The organism is Actinoplanes oblitus (genome assembly GCF_030252345.1).
GTDB lineage: Bacteria > Actinomycetota > Actinomycetes > Mycobacteriales > Micromonosporaceae > Actinoplanes > Actinoplanes oblitus.
The window spans coordinates 2,234,847-2,246,589 of record NZ_CP126980.1 but is presented as its reverse complement, the minus strand read 5'-3'; the positions used below and the strand labels follow the sequence as shown (position 1 = coordinate 2,246,589).

The 11,743-nt window shown below is 73.5% G+C and carries 11 protein-coding genes; 5 read left to right on the top strand and 6 right to left on the bottom strand.

The annotated features are described in order from the left end of the window. Nucleotides 1-163: 163 nt before the first annotated feature. Nucleotides 164-778, top strand: a complete 615-nt coding sequence (locus Actob_RS10300) for a hypothetical protein (protein WP_284919841.1) — start codon at nt 164-166, stop codon at nt 776-778. Nucleotides 779-943: 165 nt separating this feature from the next. Here Actob_RS10300 and lpdA read toward each other — a convergent pair whose 3' ends face one another. The 3 genes from lpdA to Actob_RS10285 all read right to left on the bottom strand — a co-directional run bounded on the left by lpdA (nt 944) and on the right by Actob_RS10285 (nt 4,734). Next, entirely contained in the window at nt 944-2,323 is a 1,380-nt protein-coding gene (lpdA, locus tag Actob_RS10295) for a dihydrolipoyl dehydrogenase (protein ID WP_284919840.1), read from the bottom strand. A gap of 225 nt (nt 2,324-2,548) precedes the next feature. Beyond that, on the bottom strand, nt 2,549-4,117 hold the full coding sequence (locus tag Actob_RS10290; RefSeq protein ID WP_284919839.1) for an amidohydrolase: 1,569 nt from the start codon (nt 4,115-4,117) through the stop codon (nt 2,549-2,551). Nucleotides 4,118-4,125: 8 nt separating this feature from the next. After that, on the bottom strand, nt 4,126-4,734 hold the full coding sequence (locus tag Actob_RS10285; RefSeq protein WP_284919838.1) for a TetR family transcriptional regulator C-terminal domain-containing protein: 609 nt from the start codon (nt 4,732-4,734) through the stop codon (nt 4,126-4,128). A 72-nt stretch (nt 4,735-4,806) separates the two neighbouring features. On the opposite strand from Actob_RS10285, the gene Actob_RS10280 reads away from it, so the two are divergent. The 4 genes from Actob_RS10280 (at nt 4,807) to Actob_RS10265 (ending at nt 8,407) form a co-directional block, all read left to right on the top strand. Next, complete coding sequence (locus tag Actob_RS10280; RefSeq protein ID WP_284919837.1) at nt 4,807-5,526, top strand: cytosine permease; 720 nt, start codon at nt 4,807-4,809, stop codon at nt 5,524-5,526. Between the two features lie 109 nt (nt 5,527-5,635). Further along, nucleotides 5,636-5,806, top strand: coding sequence for a hypothetical protein (locus Actob_RS10275; RefSeq protein WP_284919836.1), 171 nt, complete (start codon nt 5,636-5,638; stop codon nt 5,804-5,806). A gap of 91 nt (nt 5,807-5,897) precedes the next feature. Further along, nucleotides 5,898-6,752, top strand: coding sequence for a hypothetical protein (locus tag Actob_RS10270; RefSeq protein ID WP_284919835.1), 855 nt, complete (start codon nt 5,898-5,900; stop codon nt 6,750-6,752). Then, nucleotides 6,749-8,407, top strand: a complete 1,659-nt coding sequence (locus Actob_RS10265) for a hypothetical protein (protein ID WP_284919834.1) — start codon at nt 6,749-6,751, stop codon at nt 8,405-8,407. Before Actob_RS10270 ends, Actob_RS10265 begins: the two co-directional genes overlap by 4 nt. Before the next feature lie 24 nt (nt 8,408-8,431). Here Actob_RS10265 and Actob_RS10260 read toward each other — a convergent pair whose 3' ends face one another. From Actob_RS10260 to Actob_RS10250, 3 genes are all read right to left on the bottom strand, one after another. Next, nucleotides 8,432-9,379, bottom strand: a complete 948-nt coding sequence (locus Actob_RS10260) for a hypothetical protein (protein WP_284919833.1) — start codon at nt 9,377-9,379, stop codon at nt 8,432-8,434. 151 nt (nt 9,380-9,530) lie between these two features. Continuing rightward, the gene (locus Actob_RS10255; RefSeq protein WP_284919832.1) at nt 9,531-10,652 is read right to left on the bottom strand and encodes a glycosyltransferase; all 1,122 of its coding nucleotides are present in this window, start codon (nt 10,650-10,652) and stop codon (nt 9,531-9,533) included. Next, on the bottom strand, nt 10,642-11,625 hold the full coding sequence (locus Actob_RS10250) for a glycosyltransferase family 2 protein (RefSeq protein WP_284919831.1): 984 nt from the start codon (nt 11,623-11,625) through the stop codon (nt 10,642-10,644). Before Actob_RS10250 ends, Actob_RS10255 begins: the two co-directional genes overlap by 11 nt. Between the last annotated feature and the right edge of the window lie 118 nt (nt 11,626-11,743).

The following is an 11,743-nucleotide window of genomic DNA, read 5'->3' as shown; positions in this document are numbered from 1 at the left end:
GTCCGCCGCCGGCTACCGGTCCGCCGTGCTCCCGGTCGCGTGCGCTTTCCGGTACGCCCAGCCGCCGCCCGCACCGGCCCCGCCGAGGCCGTCCCGCTGCCGGGCAGCCGCCACGCCTTCGCGTGATTGACTCGTGTCTAGTGGCGCTGGTAGGCACGGAAGGGTGACCTTTCTGTGGTCGTACACCGATGCCCTGGCCGCCGGCGACGAGGGCTGGTGGCGGGTGGCGACCCGGCACACCGCCGACCTGTTGGAGGCGGAACACTGGTGGCTGGACCCACCCGGCCCGGTCCCGGTCCAGCACCTGCTGGTGGAGACGACCGCTCTGCTGTCCTACGCGCTGGCCCGCAGCCGGGACGGTGACCCGGACACGGTGACCGGCGCCCAGCTCGCGGCCTGGGCCGCCGCCCGCCCCCTGCCGATGCTCGACGAGACGGTCCCGGACTCGCTCGAAGGCTCGCTCTCCCTGATGCAGTGGAGCAAGATCTTCGAGCAGCAGCGCCTGCGCCAGCAGAACGACCTCGCTGGCCTGCTGCACGCCGCCGGCCATCAGTTGACGCCCGCCGCGCCCACTCCGGCGCCCGGTCCGCTGCCCTCCGCCGATCCTGGTCGCGGGCCGGTCCCCTGGCCGCCGCCCGACGATCCGGTGTCGGCCCTCTGGTGCGACCTGATCGACCGCGACAACCCGGGCCGGCGCTACGGGCCCGATTTCCGGCTTCCCGGCCCGGCCCTGGCCCTCGGCCTCGGCGCCTTGGTCCAGCACTTCGACCGCGCCTGAGGCCCCGACCGGGCACGCCACCGCGTGCCCCTCACCGGTCCCACCAGCAAACCGGACCAGTGCCGCGCGGTGCCGGGCCGGCGCGCGGAGACAGGCCGCCACCCGGGGCCGGGACAACGCGCGGGGCCCGCTCGGTGAGCGGGCCCCGGGACGTGCGAGCGGGCGTCAGAAGTTGATCATGTGGCCGGCCAGGCCGTGGATCGCCTCCTTGACCGCCTCACCCAGGGTCGGGTGGGCGTGCACGTTGCGGGCCACCTCGGTGACCGTGAGGTCCCACTGCTGGGCCAGGGTCAGCTCGGGCAGCAGCTCGGTGACGTCCGGCCCGATCAGGTGCGCGCCGAGCAACTCGCCGTGCTCCGCGTCGCTGAGGATCTTGACGAAGCCGGTGGCGTCGCCGAGGCCGTGCGCCTTGCCGTTCGCGGTGAACGGGAACTTCGCCACCCGGACGTCGAAGCCCTGCTCCCGGGCCTGCGCCTCGGTCCAGCCGAAACTGGCCACCTGCGGCTGGCAGTAGGTCGCCCGCGGGATCATCCGGTAGTCGAGCGGCATCGTCTCGGCGCCCGCGATGGTCTCGGCCGCCACGATGCCCATCGCCTCGGCGGTGTGGGCGAGCATCAGCTTGGCGGTGACGTCGCCGATCGCGAAGAAGCCTGGGACATTCGTCCGGCAGCGCTCGTCGACGGCGACCGCACCCCGGTCGGTGAGCTCGACCCCGGTGGTCTCCAGTCCGTAGCCCTCGACGTTGGGCGCGAAGCCGATCGCCTGGAGCACCTTGTCGGCCTCCAGGGTCTCGGTCTTGCCGTTGCGCGAGACGGTGACCCGGACCGACTCGCCGTGCTCCTCGATGCCCTCGACCCGGGTGCCGACCCGCACGTCGACGCCGAGCTTGCGGTACTGCCGGAACAGCTCCTTGGAGACGTCCTCGTCCTCCAGCGGCAGCATGCGATCGAGGAACTCGACGATGGTCACCTCGACGCCGTAGTTGCGCAGCACGTACGCGAACTCCACGCCGATCGCCCCGGCGCCCACGATGATGATGCTGCGCGGCAGCTCCGGGTCGAGGATCTGCTCCTCGTAGGTGACCACCCGATCGGTGACGGTGGTGCCCGGGATCAGCCGGGTGCTCGCCCCGGTGGCCAGGACGCAGTGGTCGAAGGTGACCTGCCGGTCGCCGACCCGCAGCGTGTTCGCGTCGGTGAAGACGCCCCGGCCGGAGATCTCGGTGATCCCGTTCTTCTTCATCAGGTAGTGCACGCCCTTGACCCGGCCGTCGGCCACGGCCCGGCTGCGCCGGTGCGCGACCCCGTAGTCGAAGGTGACCTTCCCGTCGATGCCGAACGTCTTCGCCTCGTGGGTGAAGATGTGCGCCAGCTCGGCGTTGCGCAGCAGCGCCTTCGACGGGATGCAGCCGACGTTGAGACAGACGCCACCCCAGTACTTGTCCTCGACGACGGCGGTGGAGAGCCCGAGCTGGGCGGCCCGGATGGCGGCGACGTAACCGCCCGGCCCGGCACCCAGCACGACAAGATCGAAATGTTCGGCCATGCTGCGACCCTAGTCCGCAGTGGACCGGCCGCGGGCGGCCTTGTCCGGGTATTCATCGGGGTCCCACCGGAGCGGGTGCCGGGTGCGGCGGGTGGTGGCCGGGACGCCGTCTGGACGCCCCGGCCACACCGCCCCTCCGGCCGACTCACCGGCGGGGGTGAGCCGGCGAGTCAGCGGAGGGGTGCGCCGGCGAATCGCCGGGAGGGATAACCGGCGAGTCAGCGCTCAGAGGTCGGCGGCCCGGTGGGTGATCCGGCCGGCGGTGACGGTGAGACGGACCGGCAGCGCGGCGAGGTCCTGATCCGGCACCCGCAACGGGTCGTCGGCGAGCACTGTCAGATCGGCGCGGTCGCCGACCGACAGCCGGCCCGAGCCCGCGTTGACAGTCATCCCCCGCAACGCCTGAAGCGGGGTGAGCGCCTGGTCCGGCCCGTGCGGCGGCCGGCTGAGGTCGCGGGCCGGGCGGCGGTGCCGGGCGCCGGCCATCACGCCGAGCGGCGGGTACGGCGCGATCGGCCAGTCCGAGCCGAGCACCACGGTGGCACCGGCCTCCCACAGGTCGCGGCAGCGCCAGGCCCGCGCGGCACGGTCCTCGCCGAGGCGGCGTGACCAGTTGTCGGTGTGGTCGGCGCGGGTGAACTCGCAGCAGTGGGTGGGCTGCATGGACGCTGTCACGCCCAGCTCGGCGAACCGCGGCAGCAGGTCGTCGGGCAGCGTTTCGAGGTGCTCGATCCGATGCCCGATCCGTCGTGAGCCCGCCAGGGAGTCGAGCACGTGCCGCACCGCCGCGTCGCCGATCGCGTGGGTCGCGGTCGGCACCCCGGCCTGATCGAAAGCCGCGACGGTCTTGGTGTAGACGGCGGGATCCGGCCAGTACGCGTGCACCGACTCGCCGTGGCAGTCGGGGCGGTCCAGCCACGCGGTGCCGTTGTCGATGGTCCCGTCCATGAAGAGCTTGACCCCGTCGACCCGCCACAGCGCGTCGCCCTCGCCCTGCGCCGCGATCAGCGCGCCGGGCTCGTCACCGGGCCGGCACCAGGGCGCGAGACGCAACCGCAGCGGCAGCTCGCCGCGTTCGTCCAGCGCCCGCAGCACCGCCCGCTCGGCCTCGTCGCCCTCCATCATGTGGCCGCCGGTGAGCCCGGACGCCGCCATCCCGCGCAGCACCTCGGCCACCCGGGCCCGGAACTGCTCGTCGGTCGGCTTGGGCGCGGCCTCCTCGACCAGCATGCTGGCCGGCTCCTCGAGGAGCAGCCCGGTCGGGCGGCCGTGCTCGTCGCAGACCACCTCGGCGGCCTCGTCGAACCGGCGCGGCCCGGTGACGCCGGCCAGCTCCAGGGCACGGTGGCTGGCGAGCGTGGAGTGCGCGTCGAACAGGCGCAGCACGGCGGGCACCCCGTCCAGGACCGGGCCCACCGTCGCGGCGCTGATCGGCAGGTCGCCGAAGATGTTCGGGTCGAGGCCCCAGCCGTGCAGCCACTCGCCGGGGGCCAGGGCGCGCCGGGCGCGGTCCAGCTCGGCGCGCAAGGCGGCCAGGTCGGTGCAGTGCGAGAGGTCGGCGCCGCGGGTCAGGTCGGCGCCGGAGACCGGGTGGCAGTGCCCGTCGATCAGGCCCGGCGTGACGACGGCGCCGCGCAGGTCGAGGACGGTCGTGGTGGGACCGATCGAGGGGCGTACCGAAAGATCGTCGCCCACCGCGACGATGTCGCCGCCCGCGACGGCGATCGCGGACCTCGTGGCAAGGCCGGTCACCGGGTCGAGCAGACGGCCGTTGAGCAGGACGAGGTCGGTCACCACGACCCCTAGAGCGATCCGGGGGGCAGGCCGAGCTCACGCTCGGCGGTCATCACGGCGAAGGCGGCGGCTTCCGGGGGGATCTCGCCGACATTGACGTACGTGCTGACACCGTCCACCGCGACCAGAATGCGGGTGGCGGCCACCGCGGCGTCCCCGGCGCCGAACTCCCCGGCGGCGATCCCGTCGGCGATCACCGCGGTCAGCCGCCCGTGCCAGTTGTCCTGCTGACGGTTCACCTCGGCGGACAGCACCGGGCGATAGCGGCTGAGGTGACGAGCGTTGAGCCACAGACGGCTCACGTCGTCGAACATCTCGCCGATAGCGGCTCCGAAGAACCGCCGGAAACGCTCCAGCGGCGCGGCGTCCGAGGGCGGGAGGAGTTCGTCGAGCTCGGCCGAGGCGGTGGCGCCGAACGCCGTGGCGACCAGCTCCTCGGCGGCCGGGAAGTAGTGGCTGATCAGGCCGGGACGGACGCCGAGCTCGTCGGCGACGCGCCGGAGGGTGACGCTCTCCAGGCCCTCGGCCAGCGCCACCCCACCGGCCGCGCGGACGATCTCGGCGCGCCGATCTTCAGCGGTTTTACGGGTCCGTGCCGGAGAGGGGCTTGACGTCATGCACCACAGGCTATTGGGTGTGTGACCAATAAGCAATTGAGCGCTTGACCAATAGCTTCCTGCGGAGGTCCCATGACGTCCACCGATACGCTGCCGGGTGACCGCGCGGGGCAGATCGAACAACGCGGCATCGAGTTCGTCCCCGACGCCGAACGGCATGGCCGGCCCCGCGAGCTGTTCGCGCTCTGGGCCGCACCGAACGTCAGCTACGTCTCGCTCACCCTGGGCGGGATGCTGACCGGGCTGCTCGGGCTGAGCTGGCAGAGCGGCCTGGTCATCACGGTGCTCGGCAACCTGTTCTGGGTGCTGATCGGCATCCTGGCGGTCAGCGGCACGTCGTCCGGCACGCCGAGCGAGGTGGTCTCGCGGACCATGTTCGGGGTACGCGGCAACCGGGTGAACATCGCGGTCACCGGGTGGCTGCTCTGCGTCTCGTACATCGCGCTGAACCTGGCGGCCGCCGCGCTCGCCGCGTTCGCCCTGTCCGGCGTGCTGGGCTGGGAGCCGGGCACCGCCGGCCAGGTGGTGCTGGTGATCGTGATCGCCGCCGTGACGCTGGCCCTGAGTGTCTACGGGCACGCCACCATCACCCGGCTCTACCAGCCGTTCTCGGCGATCCTGGCGGCCGCGTTCGCGATCCTCGGCGGCTTCGTGGTGGCGCACACCAACTGGGACTGGCGGCCGGCCGAGCAGTTGTCGGGCAGCGCCCTGACCGCCGCCTGGATGGCCGGGATCGCGTCCTGCCGGCCTGGTTCTACCCGGTCTTCCTGCTCGCGGTGGTGCTCGGGCTGATCGCCAACAACGCGATGACCGCGTACAGCTCGGCGACGAGACGCCCGGCTCGCCGTTCTGGTACTCCGCCGGTGTCAACTGGCACGGCGCCGTCGCGCTGGTCGCCGGCATGGGCGCGGCCGCCCTCTGCGCGGACACCGACCTCTACCTGGGGCCGGTCGCCCGCGCCCTGGCCGGCGTCGACCTGTCGCTGCCGGTCGGCATCCTGGTCACCGGCGTGCTGTACCCGCTGCTGATGCGCGGCCGAGTCGGGTTCCCCCGGGGTTCGCGGGCCGCGTAGGCGCCGCCACCCAGGAATTCCCGGCCCGCGTAGCTCCGTGGTCACGGCGAGTTCGCCGGCTGTATGCCCGGACGGTGTGTGATCGGCGACCGTGCACCACGCGAACCACTACTACGGTCACTCCCACGTGCTGGCCCGGTACTGCGGACTCGACCCGGCCGAGGTCCACGAGATCCGCGGATACCTGCAGCACGGCTGGAACATCGGCGACGGGATGGCCCCGGACCACGAGTTCACTCCCGGCATCCCGCTGTTCGTCTGGAGCGAGCCGACCCGCCGCCGGGCCTGGTCCCTGGGGCGGCGGCCGGTGCACGTGATCGGGGCGCCGTGGGCGTACCTGCTGGCCATGGACCCGATCACGGACACCGGGCCGCGCGAGGGCACCATCTACTACCCGTTCCACGGCTGGGAAGGGCAGCACGTCGTCGGGGACCACGACGGGCTGATCGAGGAGATCCGGGCGACCGAGGACGGCCCGGTCACGGTCTGCCTCTACTGGCAGGAGTACCGCTCGCCGCGCCTGCGCCGCCGATATGAGCGGGCCGGTTTCCGGGTGGTCTGCCACGGCTACCGCGGCGGCTGGTACCGGGATCTCGACCCGCGCTTCCTCGCCCGGCAGCTCGCCGAGCAGCGCCGCCATCGCCGGGTGGCGTCGAACCGGCTGTGCAGCGCGATCTTCTACGGCATCCTGGCGGGCTGCGAGCCGGCGGTCTACGGCGACCCGATGCGGCTGGAGGGCGAGCGGTCCTCGTTCGGCGGCCAGACCCGCGTCGAACGTCAGTGGGCGGCGCTGCACGGCCCGCGGATCGATCCGGAGGTGGCGCGCCCGATCGCCGTCGCGGAGCTGGGCGCCGACCGGCTGCTCTCCCCCGCCGAACTGCGCCACCTCTTCCACTGGCCGGATCCCGGCGCCCGCGTGTCCACACCGGAAGGAGTCGCGCGATGAGCGTGCGGTTGATCGGCGGCGAGATGCCGCACTGGGCCGAGCCACCGGGCTCCGGTGCGCACGGCCCGGCACTGGCCGCGCTCGCTGCCGCGACGCACGGCAGGACGCTTGTCATCGGGCCGCACGCACCCGAGATCGTCGCTCAGCTCACGGCCCGCGAGCTGACCTTTCTGGTACGGGGTACGCGCGACGCCGAGCCCCTCGCCCACCACCGGGTCTGGTGTGGCAGCCTCGCCACGCTGGCCGCCGAGCCGGAGTTCGACACCGTCCTGGCCCTCGGCGGGCTCGACGCGGCCGGCACCACCGAATCCGGCGACCTGCCCTGGGCGGAGGCGCTGTCCCGGGTGCTGGGCGTGCTGCGCCCCGGCGGTCGTCTGCTGCTCGGCCTGGCGAACCCGGCCGGCCTGCACCGGCTGGTCGCCCTCCCGGCCGAGCCGGGCCCGGCCGACTGGTCCGCCCCGGCCGAGGACGACCCGACCCGCCCGGTCAGCCTGCCGGGGCTCGCCGAGTCGCTGCGCTCCGCCGGCCTGGAGGTGGACCGCGGCTACGCCGCCCTCCCGGAACCGGCCGCACCGTCCGCCCTGCTCAGCACCGAACTGCTGGACGATCCGGCGATGCTCGGGTTCCTCCAGTCGACGATGCGCCGGGCGCTGGTCCCGAGGTCGCCGCTGCTGGCCGACCCGCGCCCGATCGCCGTCCGCCTGCTCCGGTCCGGCCTGGCCATGGGCACCGCCCCGGCGTGGTTCGTGGTCGCCACCCGCCCGGCCCCCGCTGCGAGTTCCAGTCCCACCCCGGATCTCCCCCACGCGCTGATCACCCCGCCGGCCGGGCGATCGCCGGCGGTCCGGGTGTTTCACGACCCAGCTCGCGGGTGGGTGCACTCCGGCGCTGCGGCGACGCTGCCGGCCGGTCGGTGTCTGCACGATGCGCTCGTCACCGCGTGCCGGGGCCACGACCGGCCCGCCATGCGCCACTTGCTCGCGGCCTGGCAGAGCAGCGCGTTGGCCGATATCGGCGCCGATGAGATCGTCGTGAGTCCGGACGGGAGCCTGCACGCCCTGCCCACCGGACCGGCGGGATCGATAGGCGATGCCGCTTCGATGAGTTCGCCCGCCCCGACGGATCCGCGCGATTCGACCGGAACACCCGGATCCGGCGAATACCCCGATCCGGGGGACAAGCTGGGCTATCCCGACTCGGGGACGCCTGCCGGGGCCCTGCGGCGGCTGGCCAGGGCCATGTTCGACGAGGGACTCGGTCATCTCTGGCCGACGCCCGCCGACGAGTCGGAGGTCACCGGCCTGCTCGCCGACCTGGCCGGGCTGCCGGCACCGACCGGCCCCGCCGGTCAACACCCCGGGCCCAGTCCGAACGGACGACCCGCTGGCTCCCCTCCCGCCGAGGTGCCGACACTGTGCGAGACGGTGGCCGAGCGGGACAGGCTGCGGCGGGAACTGGCCGAGGCCCGGGCTCAGGTCGACTGGTGTGAGCGGCGGGTGGCCCAGCGGGACGCGGAGCTGATCCGGGCCAACCGGATCATCACCGCGTTGAAGGTGACCGCTCCCGGCCGGGCCGCCACCGCTGTCGCCGGTGGCCTGCGCACCGGCAAGCGGGTGGCCCGGGCCGCGCTTCGCCGCCTTCGCACCGACGACTGACCACCGCCCTCGGCGGGGCGGAGGTCAGCTGGAGGTGCGGACGTAGATGCCGAAGATGATGCCCACGATCAGGCAGACGATGGCAACCTTGGTGGCGGTCTGGGCCAGGCGCTCGCCGCGGCGCTTGGCGCGGTGGGCCAGGATCAGGGCGACGCCGCCGAAGACCGGCGGGAGCAGGAAGACCGCGATGCCGCTGAGGACGAACGCGATCACGCTGAGGGTGTTGCCCTGGGACGCCGCGTAGGGCGGGTAGCCCTGACCGTAGGGCTGCACACCGGGATAGGGCTGACCCGGGTAAGGCTGCTGACCCGGGTAAGGCTGCTGGCCGGGATAGGGCTGGCCGGGATAGGGCTGCTGGCCCGGGTAGGGCTGGCCGGCGTATGGCGGCTGGCCCGGGTAGGCCTGAGCCGGCGGATACGGCTGGCCGGGCGCGGCGTAGGGCTGCGGTGGAGCGCCGTAGGGCTGCGGCGGGGTCCCCGGCGCGCCATAGGGCTGCGGCGGAGTCCCCGAAACCCCATAAGGCTGCGGCGGAGTCCCCGACGTGCCATAGGGCTGGGCGGGCGCGCCGGAGGAAGCGGACGGGTCATAGGCCGGCGGCGGGCTGTGGGGCGCGGGCGGATAGCCCGGTGCCGGGTTGCCATAAGGCGCGGCCTGCGGCGCCGCGCCGAACGGCGGGGCCGGCGGGGCACTGGACGGCGTACCGAACGGCGGGGCGGCGGCCGGCGGCGTGCCGAGCGGCGGGAGCGGGTTGGCGCTCAGCGGGTCCGCCGTGACCGGCGGGGCGGCGAACGGATCGCCGGTGGTGGGGCCGGTGAACGGGTCGGCGGGCACTCCGTACGGGGCGGTGGGCATCGCCGTCGTCGGTGGGTACCGCGGGTCGGTCTGGCTGGTGGCCGGCGGGTTGGCGTGACCGCAGGCCGGGCAGACGCCGGTCGGCGGAACCGCCGTGGAACCGCAGTGTGTACAGATCATGCCGCTCTCCCATGCTCCCGTTGGGGCAGCGTATCGGCATGAGGCGAGTTGATCTGAGGTCCCGGGAGGCGGGTGGGATGGGCGCCACTCCGGGCGTACCCACAAGCCGGAAGCGCGACCGGGACCGGGCGGCGGGCCGGCCCAGCGGGTGTCAGTGCTGGCTGGTCAGCGTGGCGTCAGCGGTCACCTGGTCATAGCGATCCTCCAGGCGGCGGTTCTGCTCCACCAGGTCGAACCGGGTGCCGATGCGGCGGCGGGCCTGGGCGCCGAGGCGGTGGCGCAGCTCCGCGTCGCCGAGCAGGCGGGTCAGCGCGGCGGCCAGCGCGACCGGGTCGGCCTCCGGGGTGAGCAGGCCGGTCTCGCCGTCGAGGACCGCTTCCGGGATGCCGCTGTGCCGGGTGGCGACGACCGGCAGACCCAGCGCGCCGGCCTCCATGACCGTGGTGGGCAGGCCTTCGGTGTCGCCGTCCGGGGCGGTCTTCGACGGGCAGGCCAGGATCCGGGACTCGGACAGGTGCCGGGTCACCGCCGCGGGTGACTCGCTGCCCACGAACGTGGCGTCCACCCGCAACTCCTCGGCGCGGGCGCGCATCGCCGGCATCAGCTCGCCGTCACCGATGAACAGCGCGCGCGGGCGGGGCGTCGCGATCCGGGCGAGCGCCGTGAGCAGGTCGTCGACGCCCTTCTTGGCGACGAACCGGCCGACGAACGCCACGTCCCAGCGCTTCGGGACCATCGGGACGGCCGCCGGGACCGGCACGCCGGTGTAGTGCACCACTACCTTCGCCGGGTCGGCGCCCCAGTGGATCGCCCGCTCCCGGATCACCTCGGAGACCGCGACGACCAGGGCCGCGCGACGGAAGACGGTGCGCAGATTGCGGCGATACCGTACGCCTTTGGCACCGGGACTGGCCGGCTGCCGGGTGACGTCGTGTCCGTGCAGGGTCACCACGAGGGGCACGCCGAGCCGGGCGGCCGTGTGGCTGACCAGCCAGCCGTCCCCGCCGAAGTGGGCGTGCACCAGGTCCGGGCGTACCGAAGCGAGGGTCTGGTGCAGCCGGGGCGAAGCCCCGGTCAGCCGCAGCCGCAGGAAACCGTTGCCGTCCGGGAAGGCGATCACGTCGTCCGGGCGGGACAGCGCCGACTCGATCCGGGTGGCGCCCACGTAGGCCGGGGTCCAGCGGGACAGCGCGTCACCCTGGTTGCGGATGAACGTCTCGGATCCGAGCAGCATCGCGCTGCGCCAGATCGCCACCCGGCGCTCAGTCGACATCGGCGGGGACCTGTTCGACCGTCTCGGCCGGCCGGGTCGCGGACCGGCGGCCCACCACCAGGTCCCGCAGGCGGTGCCGCAGGCCCGGCGGAAGCGCCCAGATCTGCAGGTGGGTGAGATAGTCGAGGGCACCGGGACGGCCGTGCCGGCGGGCCTCGGCCAGCAGCTCACGGAACAACGCACCGTCCCGGGTCGGCGCGGCCATCGAGCTGAGCACGCTGAGCGTGAACGCGGCGTAGGCGCGCGGGGTGAACAGCTCCCGGCTGGCGCGCAACCAGTCCAGCTGCTCCTGCCACGGGTTCTCCAGGCTGATCCGCTCCCGGTTCTCGTCCTGGTGCCAGAGGACCAGCGGCTCGGCCGCGTAGATCAGCTCGGTGCCCGGCTCGCGCAGCGCCCGCAGCGCCCAGTCCAGCTCCTGCTGGCGGCGCAGCCCCACGGTGAACGGCACTCTGCGCCACAACTCGGTGGGCGCCATGAGCGTGGAGGTCTGGATGAAGCCGTCGCCGTAGAAGAGTCCCTTGCGGACGGTGAAGTACTCGCTGATCGGCTCGTCCGGCGCGGGCAGCCGGCGCGGCATGATCGAGTCGGCGCGCGGCGTGCGGTTGACCATCCGGCAGGCCACCACCGGCGACCCGGACCGGGCCCGGCCGGCCAGCTCCAGCTGCACGGAGAGCTTGGTGGGCAGCCACTCGTCGTCGTCGTCGAGCATCGCGGTGAACCGGCCGCGGGCGTGCCGGGCGCCGGTGTTCCGGGCGTTCGGCGCCTTGCCCCGCGCGGGGAGCACCAGCACCTCCAGCCGGCGGTCGCCGATCTCGGCGAGGGCCCGCACGGTGGCGTCGTCGGGGCCGTCGACCACGACGATCACTTCGAGGTTGCGATGCGTCTGGCCGAGCGCGCTGCGCGCGGCGCGGACGGCCAGCTCGGGCCGGTCACACGTCGGTATGACGACACTGACATCCGGCTGAGAGGACATTTCAGCTCACTAACGGCGGGGGATGGTGATCTGGACGGTAGGGACGTCCGGAGGCGCGACAGTGAACGGAAGTTGAGCGGTAACCGGGTCGCTCGGAAAAATTCCATGGGCCGGCGGC

What these genes read in the sequence shown, in the direction of transcription:
- Actob_RS10275 (WP_284919836.1), top strand. Translation starts at nt 5,636, where the DNA reads ATGGGCGCGGCCGCCCTCTGCGCGGACACCGACCTCTACCTGGGGCCG.
- Actob_RS10260 (WP_284919833.1), bottom strand. Translation starts at nt 9,379, where the DNA reads ATGATCTGTACACACTGCGGTTCCACGGCGGTTCCGCCGACCGGCGTC.
- Actob_RS10280 (WP_284919837.1), top strand. Translation starts at nt 4,807, where the DNA reads ATGACGTCCACCGATACGCTGCCGGGTGACCGCGCGGGGCAGATCGAA.
- lpdA (WP_284919840.1), bottom strand. Translation starts at nt 2,323, where the DNA reads ATGGCCGAACATTTCGATCTTGTCGTGCTGGGTGCCGGGCCGGGCGGT.
- Actob_RS10255 (WP_284919832.1), bottom strand. Translation starts at nt 10,652, where the DNA reads ATGTCGACTGAGCGCCGGGTGGCGATCTGGCGCAGCGCGATGCTGCTC.
- Actob_RS10285 (WP_284919838.1), bottom strand. Translation starts at nt 4,734, where the DNA reads ATGACGTCAAGCCCCTCTCCGGCACGGACCCGTAAAACCGCTGAAGAT.
- Actob_RS10250 (WP_284919831.1), bottom strand. Translation starts at nt 11,625, where the DNA reads ATGTCCTCTCAGCCGGATGTCAGTGTCGTCATACCGACGTGTGACCGG.
- Actob_RS10265 (WP_284919834.1), top strand. Translation starts at nt 6,749, where the DNA reads ATGAGCGTGCGGTTGATCGGCGGCGAGATGCCGCACTGGGCCGAGCCA.